Genomic DNA, 18252 nt, shown 5'->3' with positions numbered 1-18252 from the left:
ATGGGCCGAGGGCACCAACCGGCAGCAGTGCCGGCTGACGTATTCGCTACCGGCGACGATGAACGCGAAGTCGTCCACGTGGACGACCATCGAAGCGGCCTGCGAGAAGTAAGCGGGCAGGCGCGGCGTTCCGCACAACCGGTACGGATGGCCGCGCCACACGCTGGCAGCCGCGAATGTCGCCGGCCAGCAGGGACCGAGCATGGATTTCGTGAAGATCTATACTTTTTTATTACGTAAACCATCCCGCAGGGCCTGTTGCCCCTGTACCCAGGCAGACCAGAAGCCGGGGCAGTCGCGCGCCACCCGTTTCAATGCGTGCATGGGCGAGGAGGCAGGTCGTTCCGCAACTGCCCCTTTCGGGACGGAGATGCTTCCAGGTAGGGATTCAATGGTTTCATTCCTCCGTTTCCCTCACGAGGGGCAATCCAGCCGCCCCTGGTACCCTGGTGCATTGCTGGCAATCGCGGCGCTCCTGTTCTGCACGGCGCCGGCTCACGCAGCAGCATGTAACCCGAGCATCAATCTTGGCGATACGCCGGTTAGCTTTCCAGCGACCATCAGTATTCCGGTGAACGCCCCGATCGGCTCGGTCATTGCCACGACGACAGTCGCCGTATCCGGCACCGCGGGCACCACATACAGTAATACCACTTGCGGGACTTCAGGGACGATCTACTGGCAGATCAATACGGGGCCAGTAGTAGCGAATCGCGTTGGCACGACGTCGGTGAAAGGGATCGGCTACACAGCGTCACTTTCCGGCGGCGGCCTGCCCGGAAACATAAGCACAGATACACAGCTCGCTGGATCGTCGCTTCCCAATAACTCGGGTGCGGATTACTTCCCTTCGCAGGTGTTCGTGACCGTCAACCTGGTGGTGACTGGCCCGGTCGGGTCCGGGACGCTTTCACTCAACCCGACCGGGTCCGGCGTTCCCAATGTGGTGGGCTTCTACTATGTGGGCGCATTGGGCAACTACGCCTTCCGGGTTGTGTCACCCGCCAATGTCACGGCAGTGACCGCCATGGGATGCACCGTAACGACGCCGTCCATCGCTGTGAATCTGCCTGCAATCAGCGCGGCGAGTCTTGGCAGTGCTGGTGCTGCTGCGGGGAAGACGCCCTTCGAGATCGACCTGACGTGTGCCTCTGGAGTACGGGTGAACGTTACCCTGACTGACGCGTCCAATATGTCAAACGTGTCGACAACGCTGGGGCTGACGACGGGTTCAACAGCAACGGGAGTGGGTTTGCAGGTCATCAATGGCGGTACGACGATCGGATACGGCCCGGACTCTGCATTGATCGGCACTACGAATCAATGGTCCGCTGGCACTGCAAGTGGCGGTGTGATGAAGATTCCACTGACTGCCCAGTACGTCCGCACCGCCGGTTCCCTGACGCCTGGCAAAGTAACCGCCGCAGCTACATTCACGATGTCGTATCAATAGTGTGGCCTATGCCGCTTCGCGACAGATTCCATGCGGACGACGATCGATTCGGATTGTGCGAGATGAGAGCACGGTGGTATCCGCCTCGTTTCGCGATCGCTAGCCTGCAAATCCGGAGGTGCGCGTCAAAACGCTCGCGGCCATTCCAGAAACGTACGCGACGGCATGGACGTGTCTGTTCCGCAACCTCGAAATCCGCGAGGGGCAAACGCTCGTGATTCGCGGCGCGACGTCGTCGTTCGGCCAGGCGGCCGTCAATCTCGCCGTGAACGCCGGCGTAAACGTGATCGCGACGACGCGCAATCCCGCGCGCTTCGCGATGCTCGCCAGGCTGGGCGCCGCGCGGGTCGAACTGGAAGGCCCCGATCTGTCGAAGCGCATCGCCGAAGCGAAGCAACTCGATGCCGTGCTCGATCTGGTCGGCAACAGCACGATTCTCGACTCGCTCGCGATGCTTCGGCGCGCTGGCCGCGCGTGTCTCGCGGGCTGGCTTGGCGGCCTCGCGCCCATCGCCGATTTCAACCCCCTGTTGCAGATGTCGAGCGGCGTGTATCTAACGTTCTTCGGCAGCTTCGTGTCCGGCACGCCGGGTTTTCCGCTCTCCGACGTGCCGCTGCAAGCCATCGCTGCCGACGTCGCCGCCGGCCGCCTCAATGCGAAGCCGTCACGCGTGTTCGGCTTTGATCAGATTCACGAAGCGCATCGCGTGATGGAAGCGAACGAAGCAGGCGGCAAGATGGTTGTGTCGTCCACTGACGTGTAATAGCCGACGAAACGTAGTCCATTGCCGCTTTGATCCGCGCAGCGGCCTGCTTCCTTATCTCGGGAAGCTCCGTCTGTTCAAGCCGCGGCCACGCAGTCGATTTCGATATCGAAGCGGCCCGGCCATGCCGGTACGTTGACGAAGATGCGTGCGGGCGGCTGTGATCCAAAGAAGCGTGCATAGATCTCGTTGACCACCGGAAAGTGCTCGATCGACGTGCAGTAGACGTTGCATTTGAGTACCTGGTCCAGCGACGAGCCTGCTGTTTCCAGGCAGAGTTCGAGTTGCTCCAGTACACGCTGGGTTTGCTGTTCGATCGGGGCGTCGAGCACTTCGCCGCTTTGCGGATCGAACGGCGGCAGGCCGGACACATAAACCGTGTCGCCATGACGGGTCACGACGGAGGTCGGTGCCTTCCAGCGTTCGAGCCAACTGGACAGCGGTTCTACGCGGATAATTTCGCGAGCCATTTGATAATCCTCGAATGAAGAACGATGAATTGAAGTAATGTGCTTCAGGCATCTCCGCCGAATAACGCATTGAGTTCCGCGCCCGATGCCGCGTCGCCGAAGCCATCGAAGCGCCCCTGCGAAAGCGTTTGCGCGGCACGCATGAAGCTGCCCCACGCTGCCCGGGCGAGCGCGCCGCCGACGCTGACGCGTCGCACCCCGAGCGCCGCCAGATCCTCCAGCGTGAATGTCGAGTTCGCGCCGATCAGCACATTCACCGGCTTGGGCGCGACGGCGGCGACGACGGCTTCGATCTCCTCGCGCGTGCGAATGCCGGGCGCATAGAGACAGTCCGCGCCCGCTGCTGCGTACGCTTGCAGGCGTCTGATCGTGTCTTCCAGATCGGGCGCGCCGACGAAGAAGTTTTCAGCGCGGCCGATGAGCAGCGTATCGCCGCCGCTCTCGTCGATCGCGCGGCGCGCCGCCGCGAGCCGCGCCACCGCTATTTCGAGCGGAAACAGCGGGTCGCCGACGTCGCCGGTTGCATCCTCGATCGACAGACCTGCAACGCCGGTCGCGACCGCGAGCTTCACGCTTTCGGCCACGCCCGCCGCATCTGCGCCGAAGCCGTTTTCGAAGTCCGCATTGACGGGCAGATCCGTCGCGTCAACCATCGCACGCAAGTGCGCCAGCACGGCATCGCGACCCACGTGAGTGTCGGCGTGGCCGGTCGACCACGCGTACCCCGAACTCGTGGTGGCGACCGCCGCGAAGCCGAGGCTGGCAAGATAGCGCGCGCTGCCGGCGTCCCACGGGTTCGGCAGCACGAAACAGCCGCTTGCATGCAAGGTACGGAACGCGGCGCGTTTTTCGGCGATGGTGCGTGACATGATGGACTCCATTCGTGAGATGAAGGGAGCCATGACGGCTCCTAAGGCCACTCAGGCGACTTCCGCGTCGACCACGGGGAAATCGATCTCCGTATCGAACACGTTGTTGACGAAGTTCGTCAGCAGGAACTGTGCGCTCAGCGCAATGATTTCGACGACGTTGGCGTCGCTGTAACCTGCCGCGCGCACGGCATCCAGGTCGGCGGCGGTCACTTTGCCGCGCGCTTCCACCAGCTTGCGCGCAAATGCGACGGCGGCCGCCACTCGGGGCGATTCGGACTCGCCCAGACGATTGCGACGGATTTCGTCGTCCGAAAGACCGACGAACTCGCGCGCCACGTGGCTATGCGCGCTCAGGCAATACCGACAGCCGTTGGCCTGCGAAACGGCGAGCGCGATACCGTCGCGCGTCTTGACGTCGAGCGTCTTCGCGAGTGCGCCTTGCAAGCCGGCCCAGCCGTTCAGCGCCTGCGGGCTTTGCGCCATGATGCGGAAAAGATTGGGCGTGAGTTTGAGTTGACGCGAGATGCCGTCGACCACGGCTTTCGATTCGGCGGGAATGCTTTGGGGAATGACGATGCGGCTCATGGCGATACTCCTGGTTCGATGTGAACTTGCAGTGGGTCGCTGCAGGAAACAGGGACTCCTGCATTGCCGAGCAGTCTATAAGCGGTCCCCATGCACAGGTTCCTGCAAACGTGCGCAAAAGTCCGCCGTTGTCGGTACACGGACAGCGTGGACGCCGCTAGTGCGGGTAGCAGCGTCGCTCAGGTGCCGGGCGACGCCGCCCGATACTCGGCCGGCCCCGTGCCGTAAATCTCGCGAAACGCGCGCATGAACGCGCCGCGACTCGCATAGCCGGCGTTGCGAGCCACCTGGTCGAGCGCGAGATCGCCGGCGCGCAGGTTGGCGGCGGCCTGGCGCATGCGGAGGTCGCGCAACACCTGCATCGGCGTCTGGCCGAACGCTGCCGAGAAGCGCGCCATGAAGGCTGAACGGCTCAGACTGGATATCCGCGCGAGGCTCTCGACGGTATGCGGCGCGGCCGGCCGCGCGGTCATGTCGGCGAAGGCGCGCGCGATCTGCGGGTCGCCGAGCAGCGCAAAACGCTCCATCCAGAGCGCGCTCGTTTTCAGCGAGCGGCGTACCAGTGCGACGATGACCTGCTTGAGCAGCGCGCCCGACATTGCGCCGGCGCCGATCTCCTGCGCCATCAATTCGTCGAACGCCGTGCGCAGATAAACGTCGAGCCGGTCGGACGGATCGAATTGCTCGACGATCGGTGCCGAGAGGGTTTCGAAGAGGTTGATCGACGCGCCGAAGGCGGCATTGAAGTAGCCGCAGATCATCACGGTCATGGGCTCCGTCGTGCCGGCCCGGAACCGGTTGATGGAATCGGCCGCGTGTTTGTGTTCCCGTCCGGTAACGACGGTCGGCGCGATCCCGGCCCGGTTGGCGGGCACTTCGAGCTTTAGCGGATGATGCGGCGGGACGATCAGCAATGTGTGCGGCGAAAGCGGGACGGTATCGGCGCCCTCGATGTGCAACAGTCCTGCGCCGGAAAGAATGTAGTGAATGCCCGGCGCGTCGTTGCCGTCCAGGTCGAGCATGAAGCCCTCGCTCACGAGGCACTCGGACAAGCCCAGCACGCGGATTTCGAGCAGCGCGATAAGCTCGTCCAGATGAGCGGAAGAGAGACGTCTGGACGACAGCGGCGTTGAGCTGGACATTCGGGTGGCGGACGGCGGCTGGGTCGATCAGTTCGGAGGGCTTCGTCGATTGTCTCACGGCCCGGTCGCGGCGGCTTTCCGCGCCTATCCATCAAGGGCGCCCCTGCCGGAGTGCGAGCGCTTCGAGAACGGGAAATACCTCCGACGGTTCGGGGCGACGTGTGTAGTCGGGATTGATTTCCGCATAGGCGATGGTGCCGTCACGGTCGATCACGTAGCGGGCCGGCATCGGCAGCGTCCAGCTTTCGTCGCCGTTGAAACCGGTGAGGTCCGCGCCGAGTTGCCGGTGTACGTCGTGCAGATAATCGGGCACGGTCCAGCGCACGCCGAACCGCGCACCGACCTTGCCGGCCTCGTCGCTCAGGATCGGAAAGCCGAGCTTGTTCTCGCGTTGCGACTTTCGGCTGTTGGCGTTCGTCTGCGGCGAAATTGCGACGAGCGTTGCGCCGCGCGCCTCGATTTCGGTGCGTGCGGCTTCGAGCGCCTGGAGGTCGAAGTTGCAGTACGGACACCAGACGCCGCGATAGAACGTCACCACGAGCGGGCCGCGGGCCAGCAGACTTCGGGAGGCGACCTGCTTACCGTGCGCGTCGGACAGCGTGAATTCGGGGGCGATGTCGCCTGCCTTGAGCGCCTTGTCCACAGCGCCAGTCGAGATCAGTTCGGCGGTTGCGCGATGCAGCAATTCGACGACGGCCGGCGGAGCGACGTTCGTTTCGAACTCGGTGCGCAGGGCATCGAGTTTGCCCTGAAGCGGCAAGCCGGAGGCGGCAATAGCGTCGAGAAGTTCCTGCAATGACATAGCGTGCTCTGGATTAACCGTTGGCTCGGGATCGGCTCGGGATCGAGCGATGGGGCTATGATCCGGAAAACCGATTCCGGCCGGTAGTGGAATAATCGGCATTTCAGTTATCCATTCGCGCTATGAGTGATCATCTCGCCGCTTTGCGCCTCTTTGTCAGGGTGGCCCGCACGGGAAGCTTCTCGGCGGCCGGGCGCGAACTGGACATTCCTCAGTCGTCCGCTTCGCGTGCGATTGCGCAACTGGAGCGGGACATGGGCGCGACGTTGCTGCTGCGCTCGACGCGGGCCGTCACGTTGACGGATGCCGGCGCTGCTTTCCTGGCCCGGCTCGAGCCCATCCTCGCCGAACTTGAAAATGCCGAAGACGCGGTGCGCGAGTCCGACGAATTGCACGGCGTTCTCCGTGTCGGCATGGGATCGAGCCTGGCGGTGCGCGAAGTGATTCCCAGGCTGCCGGGCTTCGTGGACCGTCATCGCTCGCTGAAACTGGATCTGTTGCTTGTCGACCAGCGGCAGGACCTCATCCCCGAAGGCGTTGACGTTGCCCTGCGTTTGGGCGTACTGGGGGATTCGTCCGCCACAGCGCGTCGGATACGTTCGTGGCCACGTGTGCTCGTTGCTTCGCCAGGTTACCTTGCAAAAGCGGGGATGCCGAAGCATCCAACGGATCTTTCTGCGCACGACCTCATCGTCGGCCCGATGACGTCGGACATGGCATGGTCGTTTCGCCGAGGCGGAAAGAAAACGTCGATCCGCCTCGATAGCCGGTTTCGGGTCGACGGCAACGAGGGGGCGATTGCCGCGGCGGTTGCCGGTCTTGGCATCACCATGACGACGAGCGGCGCTTGCCGCGTTGAAACGGAAAAGGGGTCTCTCGTGCGCGTCTTGCCGCAGTGGGATCTGGGCTCATCGGACCTTCATGCCGTATACGTCAGCGGCAGGGGCGCAAGCCGGGCAGCCAAGGTCTTTACCCAGTATCTAATCGCTGCGCTCAAAGATATCTGACGAGACTCGTGCGACGGCGGCTGTAATGCTCGCAGCGAAGTACTGGCAGCTACGAGCGGACGGTTTCATGCTGCATGTGCTGACATAAGACATCTCATGATGCTTCGCACGGAAAAACGCCAGGATCTCGTTTGAAGGCGCTTTTCAACGTGCGAAAGATTTGCCTCGAATTCAACGAGACACGTTGGCCGCGAGACCTCGACGGTCCTTGCGCGTTTGCATCACGGCCGCCACGAGCAGCGCGCCCAGCACGAGACCGGCCGCCACCACGTAGAGCGCGATGTCGGTGCGGCCCGTCATTTCCTTGAGCGAGCCGATCATGTACGGCGAGACGAAGCCCGCGAGATTGCCGATGGAGTTGATCATCGCGATTCCGGCGGCGGCCGTCACGCCGCTCAGGAACGAGGTCGGCACCGCCCAGAACAACGAGGGAATCGAGAGCACGCCCATGTTGGCCACGCACAGCGCAACGATGCCGAGCACCGGTTCGTGCGCCCACACGACGCTCAGCACGAAGCCCACGGCCGCCATCGAAAACGCCGCGATCAAATGCCATTTGCGCTCGCGGAAGCGGTCGGCGCTATAACCGAACGCCAGCATGCAGACGATCGCGCACAAGCCCGGCACGGCATTGAGCAGGCCGATGGCGAGCGCGTCCTTCGCGCCCATGCGCTGAATGAGCGTGGGCATCCAGAAGCTGATCGCATAGAGCCCGACGTTGTAGAGAAAATAGATCGCCACGAGCGCCCACACGTAGCCGTTCGCGAGTAACGCGCCGAAGCCGTGCGCTGCCTTCACGCGATCCTCGGCGGCCATCGTGTCGCTCAGCCAGTTTTTTTCGTCGGCGCTCAGCCAGTTCACGGAGCGAATGTCTTCGCTCATGCGCAGGAAGATGTACACGCCCAGCAGCATGGTGGGCACGCCTTCGCAGAGAATCAGCCATTGCCAGCCGCGTAGTCCGCCGAGCCCGGAGAAGAACTCGAGAATCGAACCGGAGATCAGGCCGCCGATCACGCCAGAGGAAGCCAGCGCAATATAGAACGTGCCCCACGCGCGCCCGCGCCGCGCAGCGGGAAACCATTGCGACATGTAGTAGATCGCGCCCGGAATGAAGCCTGCTTCGGCAAGACCGAGCAGAAAGCGCATCACGTAGAACTGCATGGGCGTGCGCACGAAAATGGTCGCGCACGACAGCAGGCCCCACGTAATCATGATGCGCGAGATCCAGCGCCGCGCGCCCACGCGATGCAGGACCACGTTGCTCGGTATTTCGAGCAAAAAGTAGCCGACGAAGAAAATGCCCGCGCCGAAGCCATAAACGGCGTCGCTGAATTGCAGTTCGTTCGCCATCTGCAATTTCGCGAAACCGACATTCACGCGATTCAGATACGAAAAGAAAAAGCCGAGCATCAGCACCGGCAAGATGCGTAACGAGACCTTGCGGAACACGGCGTTTTCGTCGATGGACATGTTTGTCTCCTGGTGCGGTTCTTATGCGCGCAACGCCTGCGTGGCGTTGAATTACGTTGTTAATCGACGCGATAAAAGCGCTGCGCCGTGCCCGCGAACAGCGCGCGCAACTCGCTTTCGGTGGCGTGGGGCAGTGCGCCGATCACGTCGGCGACGATCTCGGTGAAGCTCGCCGAGAGATTGCCGACGGGCAGATTGCTCGCGAACATCGAGCGCTCGTAGCCGAACAGATCCACGGCTTCGCGAATCACGCGGCGGTTGCTCGCGCTGTCCCAGGTGCCGTTGGGCAAACCTAGTTCGGATACCTTAAGAAATACGTTGGGACAATCCGCCAGCGCCCGCATGCCGCGCCGCCAGATCGCCACGCCCGCGTCGGAGCGGTCGAGCGGCAGGCCCAGGTGGTTGGTCACGATGGGCGTGTTCGGGAAGGCGCGCGCGACTTCGGCCGCTTCTTCCAGATGCCAGTACGGCACACGCAAATCCCACGAAAAACCGAAGCGTTCGAGCAGCGCGAGGCCGCGCAGCCATGCGTCGTCCTGCATCGTGCCGGGCTGGCCGCGCACGGAGTCGCCGGGACCGGAAGAGATTTCCGGCTTCGAGCGCACGCCGCGCGCGAGCGGGCTTTTCGCGTGGCCCGCAAGCACCGCTTCGCAGTCGGGCTGCACGAAATACACGTGACCGACGAGGGCGCTCGGCAAACCCGTTGCCGCGTTCAGGCGCGTGAGAAACGCGGTTTCCTGCACCTGCTCGCGGCGCGAGCGTTCCGCTTCCACATGCACGGTGCCGATCACGTCGAAACCCGCCGTGGCCGCGCGATATTGCGGCGGCAGGAAGTTCCGGCACATGCGGCGGTAATCGCCGAGGAAAAAGTGCGGATCGTAGTCGTCGGTGAGCCACGGGAAATGGCCGTCGTCGAGATCCCAGAAATGATGGTGAGCGTCGAAGATCGGCAGATCGAAGCCGAGTGCGTTGCCGGCTTCGTTGCCGGCTTCGTTGCCGGCTGCGTCGCCGGTCTTGCTGCTTGCGGTGGAAGTCATCGTGAAGTCCTTGAATGCGGATTCGACAGGTCGACGGGCCGGTACACCCGCGTCGCCGTGTCGTGAAAGAAGGCGCGCTGCTCCGCGGCGCTCCATGGCGCGACGAGCGTCCTGAAGCCGTCGATAAGCGCATCGAGCGAGAGAAACAGGCCGTCGACGGGAAAATTGCTGCCGAACATGAGCCGCTGCGCGCCGAAGAGATCGCGCAGCGTGCCGAGCACTTCGCGGTTCGCTTCCACGCTCCACGCCTCGCCGGCTTCGCACAGGCCGGACACCTTCACGGCCGTGTTCGGCAGCGCCGCGAGCGGCGCGAGCGCTTCGCGCCAACCGTTCAGCGTGGCGGCCGAGCGGTCGCCGGGCACGCCCGCGTGATTGACGATCAGCAGCGTGTCGGGGAAATCGCGCGCGAGCGCTGCCGCTTCGCGCAGGTGATGCCACGGCGTTTGCAGCTCGAAATGCAGGCCGTATTGCGCGAGTTGCGCGTAACCGTCGCGCCAGCGGGCGTTCGACATCAGCGTGTGGCCGGGCGAAGCCTTCGCGTGCGCGGGCTTGTGCCGCACGCTGCGCACGAGTTCGAAGCGGCTTTGCGCGGCCAGCACCTCGGCGGCGTCGGCGGCGTCGAGCCACGCCTGGGCCGCCATCGCGTTCGGCAAACCCTGCTCGCGCGCGAGCGCCGTGACGAAGCGCGTTTCGTCGAGCGGCGCGGCCGGGTCCCATTCCGCTTCCACGTAGACGGTGGCGATCACGTCGTGAGCGGCGGCGTCGCGTCGATAGTCGGCGGGCAGATAGTCGCGCTTGATCGCCTCGTAGTCGCCGTAGCGATGCGGCACGCGCACGCCCGGCGCGAGCCACGGATGATGCCGCCCCGCGAGCGCCCAGAAGTGCTGGTGCGCGTCGACGATAGGGCCGTCGTATTTCGTGTTCATGTGCGTTCCGTCGTGCGCGTCGCGGCGCTCGTTGCGTCCTTCGCGCCGAAGTCGATCAGCAGCGAGCCGATCAGATAGGTGAGGGCGCTGGCCGCCAGAAACAGCAGTGCCATGTGATAGCCGCCCGTCATCTGCACGATTACGCCGACCACGATGGGCACCGCGATCGCGCCGCCCGTGCCCGCGAAGTTCATCACGCCGCCGACGAGGCCCACTTGCTCGCGCGGCGCGAGCATCGCGGGAATCAGCCAGTACAGGCCGCCCCACAGGTGGAAGAACACGCCGAGGGCGAGCACGGCCACGGCGAGGCGCGCGTCCTCGACGAACGGCAGCGCGACGAGGCACAGGAGCGACATGCCGCCCGACACGCCGAACAGCAGCTTCATCGCGCGTGCGCGCGGCATCACGCGTTGCAGCCAGTCGGCAATCGCGCCGGAGAGAATTTCGCCCAGCGCGCCCGCGAGAAAGATCGCGAAGGTGGCGATGCCCATGCTGCGGATATCGAGCCCGCGTCCCGCCGAAAGATAGTTAGGACCCCATGTGACCAGCCCGAAAAATACCGTGGCCCAGCCGATGCGCCCGATCACCATGGCCGCGATGGTGCCGCGCGAGAGCGGCGCGCGCGCGGTGTCGCCGGGCATTTCGCCGGCCACGCGTTTGGCTTCGCGAATTTCGCGCGCTTCCTCGGCGTCGAGGCGTGCGTGCTGCTCAGGCGTTTCGCGCAGCATCAGGTACACGGCGATGCCGAGCACCACGGTCGAGATGCCGACCACGATGAACGCCGTGCGCCACGAGCCCGACGCGCCGATCAGCGCGCTGATGACGAGGCCGCCCACGGCCGAGCCGAGCGGCGCGCCGCTGTCGATCAGCGTGAGGCCGCGCGCGCGTTCGCCGGGCGGCAGCCACGCGGCCGCGAGCTTGGTCGCCGAAGGCATGTAGGGCGCCTCGAACACGCCGAGGCCGATGCGCGTAAGCAGCAGCATCACGCCGTTGATCGCGAAGCCCGCGACGCACTGAAAGCCGCCCCACAGCACGGCGGAAATGCCGATCATGCGGCGCGCCCCGAAGCGGTCGGCGGCCCAGCCCGCGGGAATCTGGAACGTGCTGTAGGTCCAGAAGAACGCCGAGAGCACGAGACCTTGCATGGCTGGGCTCAGCGCGAATTCATGCACGATCGACGGCATGCCGACCGAGAGCGACATGCGGTCGATGCAGTTCACGGTGTAGAGCGCGAACAGCGCGAGGATCATGCGCCAGCGCGTGGTGGCGAGCAGCGCGCGCAGCGAGCGCGGCTTGCGGTGCGCGGACTGAAGCGTGTGAGCGTCGGTATCGGTTTGCATGGTCTCCTCCGGGTGTCGTTTTGCGGATGGCGTCGATGCCGGCGTTGCGGAACGCGCCGCTTACCAGCGCGCGCCGAACGTCGTGCGCAATTCGTCGATCTGTTGCGCGCCGAGCGGCTCGACGCTCTTGCCTTGCGCCTGCATCATCAGAACGAGGCGCGCCGTCTCCTCGAGTTCTTCCAGCATCGCCGACGCTTCGCGCAGGCTGCGATGCCACACCACCGGCCCGAGCCGTTCGAGCAGCACGCCGCGCACGCTGCCCGCGAGTTCGCGCACGCGCTCGGCCACTTGCGGGTCGCCGGGGCGGCAATACGGAATCAGCGGAATGTGGCCGACCTTCATCACGTAATACGGCGTGATGGGCGGCAGCACGTCGTCCGCGCGCCAGACGCCGGCGAGCGTCAGCGCGACGAGGTGCGTCGAATGCGTGTGTACGACCGCGTGCATGTCGGGCTGATGGTCGTAGACGGCGCGATGCAGCGCGAGCGTCTTGGACGGCTTGTCGCCCGCCACCCATTCGCCCGCCGTGCTCACCTTGGCGATGCGCGCGGGATCGAGATCGCCCAGGCAGGCGTCGGTGGGCGTGATGAGCCAGCCGTCGTCGAGCCGCGCGCTGATGTTGCCCGCCGTGCCCGTCGCGTAACCGCGATCGAAGAGACTTTTGCCGATGCGCGCGATCTCTTCGCGCAACGTGCTTTCCTGATTCATGGGGGTCCTGGTCATGACTGAAGCGCGAGGGCGCGGGTGAAGAAGTCCGTGCCGCCGAAATTGCCGGATTTGAGCGCGAGCGCGATGTGGCCTTTCGGGCCGTCGCCGAGCGTCCAGGGCACGCCCGGATCGATGGGCGCGCCGATGCGAAGCCGCGACACGCCGAGCGCTTGCACCACCGCGCCCGAGGTCTCGCCGCCCGCCACCACGAAGCGGCGCACGCCGCGCTGCGCGAGTTCGCGCGCGATGCTGGCGAGCGCGCCTTCCACGAGCTGCCCCGCGTGTTCGACGCCCAGTTGCGCCTGGATCGCGCCCAGTTCCTCGGGCGCGGCCGTCGCGTAAAGCAGCACGGTTTCGTCGGGGTGTTGATCGAAGAAGGCGAGTGCCGTCTCCACCACGGGTTCGCCCGCGGCCAGCGCGAGCGGGTCGAGGCGCAGCGCGGGGCGGCTCTCGCGCCAGTGCGCGACCTGCGCCTGGCTCGCCCGCGAGCTGCTGCCCGCGAGCACGACCGCGCGGCCGCTCACGGCGGGCAGTTGCGCGGCCTGTTCGCCTGCGCCCAGCAAACCGGCGCGGCGAAAGTTCTCCGGCAGGCCAATGGCGAGGCCCGAGCCGCCGGTGAGCAACGGCGCGTCGGCGAAGGCGCGGCCGAGCATGCGCAGGTCGTCGTTCGACACGGCGTCGGCGATCGCGAGGCCCACGCCTTGGGCGCGCAGCTTCGCGGCAGCCTCGCGCGTGGACCGTTCGCCCGCGGCGATGGCGTCGTAGCGCAGCAACCCGGTTTGCAGCGTGGTTTGCGCGGCCAGCACGCGCACGAGGTTCGGGTCGGTCATCGGCGTGAGCGGATGCTTTTCCATGCCCGATTCGTTGAGCAGCGCGTCGCCGACGAACAGATAGCCGCGATACACCGTGCGGCCGTTTTCGGGGAACGCGGGGCAGGCGACGGCGAAATCGGTGCCAAGCGCCTTCATCAGCGCCTCGGCGACCGGGCCGATATTGCCGGCGGGCGTCGAGTCGAAGGTCGAGCAATATTTGAAATAGAACTGGCGGCAGCCCTGCGCCTGAAGCCACGCGAGCGCGGCGAGGGACTGCGCGACCGCCTCTTCGGCGGCAATCGTGCGCGACTTGAGCGCGACCACGAGCGCGTCGGCCGCCACGGGTTCGGCACTGCGCGGCACGTCGATGAGTTGTACCGTGCGCATGCCGCCGCGCACCAGCATGCTGGCGAGGTCGGTCGCGCCGGTGAAGTCGTCCGCGATGCAGCCGAGCAGCGGTGCGTTCGGGGCGGTTTCCGGAATAGGGATCATTGCCTTGTTCTCCTCGATGTCAACCGATTATAGCTTCAATGTTCGGATATGTTAAAGCGTGATAGAAAAGTTGACTGCGGTGGTAATGAAAGTTAAATTCGTGTTCAGACAACGTGCGCTTCCACAGCTCCCACAGCTCGCGCATCCGCTGGCGACGTCCGCAGCCGGGCGGCCATCAAACCACTGGGGACACCCCTTATGAACTTCGAATTGCTTTTCCGCGCGGGTGCGCAACGCACCGCTTCCGAATCCGGCGCGCCCGCCACGCCAGTGGTCCGCTACGCGCTGACCGGGGCGGGCGGCGGCTTCGCGCGCACGCTACTCGCGCAGACGCGCCTGATCGACCGTCTCGCGCCCACGGTGCTTTGCGATCTCGATCTCGCGGGCGTGCGCGCGCTGTGCCTCGAACTCGGCTACGAAGCGGCATCGCTCGTGGAATGCGGCGATGTCGCCGGCGTGCGCGCGCTCGTGCCGGGCCAGATCGCACTGGTGCGCGATGTGGCGCTGCTCGATCCGGCCGTTTTCGACATTCTTGTCGAAGGCACGGGCAACCCGTCGGTCGGTTATCGCGCCGCGCACGCCGCGCTCGAAGCGAAGCGCCATGTCGCGATGGTCAGCAAGGAAGTCGACGCCGTGGCGGGCGTCTCGCTCGCGCGGTTCGCGGCGCAGCAAGGCGTGGTCTACACCACGGCGGACGGCGATCAGCCTTCGAACCTGATCGGCTGGGTCTCGTGGGCGCGCACGCTGGGTCTCGACATCGTGGCGGCGGGCAAGTCGAGCGAATACGATCTCGTGTTCGACGAAGCCACCGGCGAAGTGACGCAGCTCGATCAGTGCTTTCCCGCGCCGGAACTCGCGAACCTGATGACGCTCGGCGGCGACGTGGCCGCCACGCTCGCCGCGCGCCGCGAGGCGCTGCGCGGCCGCAAGACCTCGGCCACGGCCGATTACTGCGAGATGACCGTGGTGGCGACCAACACCGGTCTCGTGCCCGACGTCGAACTGCTGCATTACCCGGTCGCGCGCACCACGGAACTCGCCGACATCTACGCGCTGCGCGAGGACGGCGGCGTGCTGTCGCGCACGGGCGCGATCGACGTGTTCAACATGCTGCGCCGCCCGGACGAAGCGAGCTTCGCGGGCGGCGTGTTCGTGGTCGTGCGCACGACCGATGCGCCCACGTGGGCGCTGCTCGCGCAGAAGGGCCACGTGGTGAGCCGCAACGGCCGCTATGCGTGCCTGTATCTGCCGTATCACTTCATGGGCGTCGAAACCCCGATCACGCTGCTCGAAGCCGTATTGCACGGCCGGCCGACGGGCGCCGCGCAGCCGACGCAGTGCGCCGTACTGGCGGGCCGCGCGACGGGGGACATCAAGGCGGGCACGGTGCTGCACATGGGCGGTCATCATCACGACGTGACGGGCGTGCAGGCCGTGCTGCTGGCGCGCGAAGCGGCTGGCGAGAACGTCGCGCCGCTGTATCTGGCGGCGCACGCGACGCTCGCGCGCGACGTGGCGGCGGGCGAACTGCTGACGCTCGATCATCTGCAAAACCCCGACGAAGCGCTGCTGGCCGCGTGGCGAGCCGGCGCGGCGTGAAATCCGCTAATCGCGAGGCGAAACAGGGCAGGCGCGCCGCCGTCGCGAGGTGCGCGTGAGTCCGCGCCGCAACGCGAAATAACATAAAGGGAGACACCATGCGGGGAGAGGTCGCCACCATTGCGATGGCGGTGGGCGCCATCGTCGTCCTGATCTTGCTGATCGTGCGCGTGCGGCTGAGCCCGTTCGTGGCGCTGACGTTGTCGGCGCTCGGACTCGGCCTCGTGGCCGGCGTTACGCCGGAACACAGCATCGAGAGCTTCACGAAGGGCTTTGGCGGCGCGCTCGCGCATACCGGGCCGGTCGTCGGACTGGGCGCCGTGCTCGGCGGCATTCTGATCGGCACGGGCGGCGCGGACCGCATCGCCAACGCATTCGTCGGCAAGCGGCCGCTCTGGCTCGCGCCGTGGACGATCTGCGCGGCGGCACTGCTCGTCGGCATGCCGCATCTGTTCGACGTGAGCTTCATCATGCTCGCGCCGCTCGTCTATACGATCGCGCGGCGCACGGGCAGCCATCTGCTCTATATCGGCTTGCCGGTCGCGGCGGGCCTGTACGTTTCGCACGGCTTGCTGCCGCCGCATCCGGCGCCCACGCAGGCGGTTTCCGCGTATCACGCGAATACCGGGCTCACGCTGCTCTACGGGCTGACCATTGCGATTCCGTGCGCGATTCTCTGCGGCCCGTTATTCACGCTCGCGGCGCGGCGCTTCTTCGGTCCTGCGCCCGATCTCGCGGCGGGCCCCGGCGGCACGCGCGGCGAGGAAACGCGCGAATCGGCCGCTTCGCTGCCGCTGTCGGTGGTGTCGCTGCTGATTCCGCCGGGCTTGATGCTGACGGGCACGGTGGGCATGGGGCACGTGGCGAAAGGCAGCGGCGCGTTCGTGTTCTTCCAGGCGCTCAACGACCCGATTCTCTCGCTGCTCGCCGCCGTGGTATTCGCGTGGTTCGCGCTGGGCGTGCGCGGCGGCCATGCGCTTGCGGCGATGCAGAAAATGGTCAACAAGGGCGTGGCGCCGTTGAGCACGATCCTGCTGATTCTGGGCGCGGGCGGCGGCTTCAGCCAGATGCTCAAGTCGATCCATCTCGACACCATCATCGTCGATCATTCGATGCACTGGGCCATCAGCCCGCTGCTGCTCGCGTGGGCGCTCGCGGCGCTGCTGCGGATTTGCGTGGGCTCGGCCACGGTGGCGACGGTGGCGGCGAGCGGTATTGTCGCGCCGCTGCTCGTGGCGCATCCGGGCGTTTCGCCGGAGCTGATGGCGCTCGCCACTGCCTCGGGCGCGGTGATGCTCTCGCACGTGAACGATTCCGGCTTCTGGCTGTTCAAGGAATACTTCCAGCTTTCCGTCGCGCAGACGCTGCGCACCTGGACGCTCATGCTCTCGCTACAGTCGCTGGTGGGACTGGCGGGCGTGATGCTGCTGAGCACGTTCATCGGCGGATAACATCGGCTAACATAGCGGCGTTCCGAACGGCCCGCGCAGAGAATCCGTATGTCGAGCAAGACCAAACCCGACGAAACCACGACGGCGCCGCTGATTCCCGATCAGCGGCGCGAAGCCATGCTGCGCCTGCTACGGCGCGACAAGGTTTTGTCGTTGCATCAGTTGATGGAGTCGCTCGGCTGCTCGCACATGACGGTGCGGCGCGACATTGCGCTGCTGGAGCGCGACGGGCTCGTGCATTCGGTGCCGGGCGGCGTGCGCGTGGCGAGCCAACTGGCGACCGAGCCGAGCCATGTTTCGAAGGCGCTGATCGATCCCACGGAAAAGCGCGCCATTGCGCAAGTGGCGGCGTCGTTTTTGCGGCCCGGCATGACGGCGTATCTGGACGCGGGCACCACCACGCTCGCGCTCGTGCCGCACATTCTCGCGCTGGCCGACATTACCGTCGTCACCAACGACTTTCCGATCATGCAGGAGCTGATGAACGCCGGACACGTTGCCGCGATTCATACCGGCGGCCTGCTCGATCACGCGAATCAGTCGAGCGTGGGCGAACTCGCGGCGGCCACGCTGCGCCAGCTCGCCGTGGACGTTGCGTTCATCTCGGCCAGTTCGTGGGATTTGCGGCGCGGCGTGACCACGCCTTCGCCGCCCAAGATCGACGTGAAGCGCGCCGCGATGGAAGTGGCCGAGCAAACCGTGCTGCTTGCCACCAGTTCGAAATACGGCACCTTCAGCACGTACAAGGTTGCCGGGCTGGAGCGCTTCGACCATATCGTAAGCGACGCGGCGCTGCCCGAGGCTGCGGCTTCGGGCATTCATGCGGCGGGGCTTTCGCTGAAGCTCGCATCGATCGGCAAGAAAGCGGCCGTTTTGTAACGACCGCGAGCGCGGGATTGGGTATAGGGAACCCGGAAAGGTAGTTGGGCACTGGGTCAGGGTTGCTTGCCGGCGATGTTGAGGTTTTGCTTCGTTGTATGCGGGGGGATGTGTTTGTCAACGCTATTTTGAAATGTCAAGGCTCCAGCTAAATACAGATGTCGGGGTTGAGATCGGTTTTGGGTTGTTGTCGGTTGCTTTGTAGTCCTCTTTATCTATCTGGAGGTTGGTTTTAGCACCGAGCCTACCGGGTTCCGCAACTGTTTCGGTTTGCGTACCGCAGCGCCGCGATTCGTGCGGGATGGCGAGGCTGATACACGACGGTTGTCGCGCTGCGCCTACAGCGCCTGGGCGACACGCAGTGCATGGCCGAGCCGCTTGTGCTCGATCACCGCGATTTCCGAGAGCTTGTCATAGGGGATGCAGGGCAGCGCCACACCATCG

18 protein-coding genes are annotated in these 18252 nt (G+C 65.4%); 6 read left to right on the top strand and 12 right to left on the bottom strand.

Annotated elements, in window-relative coordinates:
* Positions 1-204: hypothetical protein (locus tag U5805_RS30965; RefSeq protein ID WP_322107305.1), on the bottom strand; the 204-nt coding region annotated here is incomplete at its 3' end.
* Between U5805_RS30965 and U5805_RS30960 the strand changes: the two genes are divergently transcribed.
* Positions 203-1453 carry a fimbrial protein gene (locus U5805_RS30960; RefSeq protein ID WP_322107304.1) on the top strand — a complete coding sequence of 417 codons (1251 nt, stop codon included), beginning with the start codon at positions 203-205 and terminating at the stop codon, positions 1451-1453. The genes U5805_RS30965 and U5805_RS30960 overlap by 2 nt on opposite strands.
* 118 nt (positions 1454-1571) lie before the next feature.
* On the top strand, positions 1572-2216 hold the full coding sequence (locus U5805_RS30955; RefSeq protein ID WP_322107303.1) for a zinc-binding dehydrogenase: 645 nt from the start codon (positions 1572-1574) through the stop codon (positions 2214-2216).
* Positions 2217-2293: 77 nt separating this feature from the next.
* On the opposite strand, the gene U5805_RS30950 is transcribed toward U5805_RS30955, so the two are convergent.
* From U5805_RS30950 to U5805_RS30930, 5 genes are all read right to left on the bottom strand, one after another.
* Entirely contained in the window at positions 2294-2686 is a 393-nt protein-coding gene (locus U5805_RS30950) for a RidA family protein (protein ID WP_322107302.1), read from the bottom strand.
* Positions 2687-2730: 44 nt separating this feature from the next.
* Positions 2731-3555, bottom strand: coding sequence for an isocitrate lyase/phosphoenolpyruvate mutase family protein (locus U5805_RS30945; protein ID WP_322107301.1), 825 nt, complete (start codon positions 3553-3555; stop codon positions 2731-2733).
* Between the two features lie 51 nt (positions 3556-3606).
* Entirely contained in the window at positions 3607-4143 is a 537-nt protein-coding gene (locus U5805_RS30940; RefSeq protein WP_322107300.1) for a peroxidase-related enzyme, read from the bottom strand.
* Positions 4144-4322: 179 nt separating this feature from the next.
* Entirely contained in the window at positions 4323-5285 is a 963-nt protein-coding gene (locus U5805_RS30935; RefSeq protein WP_415914694.1) for an AraC family transcriptional regulator, read from the bottom strand.
* A 91-nt stretch (positions 5286-5376) separates the two neighbouring features.
* Positions 5377-6045, bottom strand: coding sequence for a peroxiredoxin-like family protein (locus U5805_RS30930; protein WP_322107306.1), 669 nt, complete (start codon positions 6043-6045; stop codon positions 5377-5379).
* A 164-nt stretch (positions 6046-6209) separates the two neighbouring features.
* Here U5805_RS30930 and U5805_RS30925 point away from each other — a divergent pair, with 164 nt between their 5' ends.
* Positions 6210-7094 carry a LysR family transcriptional regulator gene (locus U5805_RS30925; RefSeq protein WP_322107298.1) on the top strand — a complete coding sequence of 295 codons (885 nt, stop codon included), beginning with the start codon at positions 6210-6212 and terminating at the stop codon, positions 7092-7094.
* Between the two features lie 171 nt (positions 7095-7265).
* On the opposite strand, the gene U5805_RS30920 is transcribed toward U5805_RS30925, so the two are convergent.
* The 6 genes from U5805_RS30920 to otnK are packed head-to-tail and all read right to left on the bottom strand — an operon-like array spanning position 7266 to position 13879.
* On the bottom strand, positions 7266-8564 hold the full coding sequence (locus U5805_RS30920; protein ID WP_322107297.1) for an MFS transporter: 1299 nt from the start codon (positions 8562-8564) through the stop codon (positions 7266-7268).
* Between the two features lie 59 nt (positions 8565-8623).
* Positions 8624-9601, bottom strand: coding sequence for an amidohydrolase family protein (locus U5805_RS30915; protein ID WP_322107296.1), 978 nt, complete (start codon positions 9599-9601; stop codon positions 8624-8626).
* On the bottom strand, positions 9598-10527 hold the full coding sequence (locus U5805_RS30910) for an amidohydrolase family protein (RefSeq protein WP_322107295.1): 930 nt from the start codon (positions 10525-10527) through the stop codon (positions 9598-9600). Before U5805_RS30910 ends, U5805_RS30915 begins: the two co-directional genes overlap by 4 nt.
* A complete protein-coding gene (locus U5805_RS30905; RefSeq protein WP_322107294.1) occupies positions 10524-11867 on the bottom strand; it encodes an MFS transporter in 1344 nt (447 codons plus the stop codon). Before U5805_RS30905 ends, U5805_RS30910 begins: the two co-directional genes overlap by 4 nt.
* A 60-nt stretch (positions 11868-11927) precedes the next feature.
* Entirely contained in the window at positions 11928-12590 is a 663-nt protein-coding gene (locus U5805_RS30900; RefSeq protein ID WP_322107293.1) for an aldolase, read from the bottom strand.
* On the bottom strand, positions 12587-13879 hold the full coding sequence (gene otnK / locus U5805_RS30895; protein WP_322107292.1) for a 3-oxo-tetronate kinase: 1293 nt from the start codon (positions 13877-13879) through the stop codon (positions 12587-12589). Before otnK ends, U5805_RS30900 begins: the two co-directional genes overlap by 4 nt.
* A gap of 198 nt (positions 13880-14077) precedes the next feature.
* On the opposite strand from otnK, the gene U5805_RS30890 reads away from it, so the two are divergent.
* The 3 genes from U5805_RS30890 to U5805_RS30880 all read left to right on the top strand — a co-directional run bounded on the left by U5805_RS30890 (position 14078) and on the right by U5805_RS30880 (position 17808).
* Positions 14078-15478 carry a homoserine dehydrogenase gene (locus U5805_RS30890; RefSeq protein WP_322107291.1) on the top strand — a complete coding sequence of 467 codons (1401 nt, stop codon included), beginning with the start codon at positions 14078-14080 and terminating at the stop codon, positions 15476-15478.
* Between the two features lie 98 nt (positions 15479-15576).
* A complete protein-coding gene (locus tag U5805_RS30885; protein WP_322107290.1) occupies positions 15577-16929 on the top strand; it encodes a gluconate:H+ symporter in 1353 nt (450 codons plus the stop codon).
* Between the two features lie 48 nt (positions 16930-16977).
* On the top strand, positions 16978-17808 hold the full coding sequence (locus U5805_RS30880) for a DeoR/GlpR family DNA-binding transcription regulator (protein WP_322107289.1): 831 nt from the start codon (positions 16978-16980) through the stop codon (positions 17806-17808).
* Positions 17809-18252 lie beyond the last annotated feature (444 nt).

The sequence above is a fragment of the Paraburkholderia sp. J41 genome, from assembly GCF_905220235.1.
Classification (GTDB): Bacteria; Pseudomonadota; Gammaproteobacteria; order Burkholderiales; family Burkholderiaceae; genus Paraburkholderia.
This window is presented reverse-complemented; position numbering and strand designations above follow the sequence as displayed.

What these genes read in the sequence shown, in the direction of transcription:
- U5805_RS30960 (WP_322107304.1), top strand. Translation starts at nt 203, where the DNA reads ATGGATTTCGTGAAGATCTATACTTTTTTATTACGTAAACCATCCCGC.
- U5805_RS30950 (WP_322107302.1), bottom strand. Translation starts at nt 2,686, where the DNA reads ATGGCTCGCGAAATTATCCGCGTAGAACCGCTGTCCAGTTGGCTCGAA.
- U5805_RS30945 (WP_322107301.1), bottom strand. Translation starts at nt 3,555, where the DNA reads ATGTCACGCACCATCGCCGAAAAACGCGCCGCGTTCCGTACCTTGCAT.
- U5805_RS30940 (WP_322107300.1), bottom strand. Translation starts at nt 4,143, where the DNA reads ATGAGCCGCATCGTCATTCCCCAAAGCATTCCCGCCGAATCGAAAGCC.
- U5805_RS30935 (WP_415914694.1), bottom strand. Translation starts at nt 5,285, where the DNA reads ATGTCCAGCTCAACGCCGCTGTCGTCCAGACGTCTCTCTTCCGCTCAT.
- U5805_RS30925 (WP_322107298.1), top strand. Translation starts at nt 6,210, where the DNA reads ATGAGTGATCATCTCGCCGCTTTGCGCCTCTTTGTCAGGGTGGCCCGC.
- U5805_RS30920 (WP_322107297.1), bottom strand. Translation starts at nt 8,564, where the DNA reads ATGTCCATCGACGAAAACGCCGTGTTCCGCAAGGTCTCGTTACGCATC.
- U5805_RS30915 (WP_322107296.1), bottom strand. Translation starts at nt 9,601, where the DNA reads ATGACTTCCACCGCAAGCAGCAAGACCGGCGACGCAGCCGGCAACGAA.
- U5805_RS30910 (WP_322107295.1), bottom strand. Translation starts at nt 10,527, where the DNA reads ATGAACACGAAATACGACGGCCCTATCGTCGACGCGCACCAGCACTTC.
- U5805_RS30905 (WP_322107294.1), bottom strand. Translation starts at nt 11,867, where the DNA reads ATGCAAACCGATACCGACGCTCACACGCTTCAGTCCGCGCACCGCAAG.
- U5805_RS30900 (WP_322107293.1), bottom strand. Translation starts at nt 12,590, where the DNA reads ATGACCAGGACCCCCATGAATCAGGAAAGCACGTTGCGCGAAGAGATC.
- otnK (WP_322107292.1), bottom strand. Translation starts at nt 13,879, where the DNA reads ATGATCCCTATTCCGGAAACCGCCCCGAACGCACCGCTGCTCGGCTGC.
- U5805_RS30890 (WP_322107291.1), top strand. Translation starts at nt 14,078, where the DNA reads ATGAACTTCGAATTGCTTTTCCGCGCGGGTGCGCAACGCACCGCTTCC.
- U5805_RS30885 (WP_322107290.1), top strand. Translation starts at nt 15,577, where the DNA reads ATGCGGGGAGAGGTCGCCACCATTGCGATGGCGGTGGGCGCCATCGTC.
- U5805_RS30880 (WP_322107289.1), top strand. Translation starts at nt 16,978, where the DNA reads ATGTCGAGCAAGACCAAACCCGACGAAACCACGACGGCGCCGCTGATT.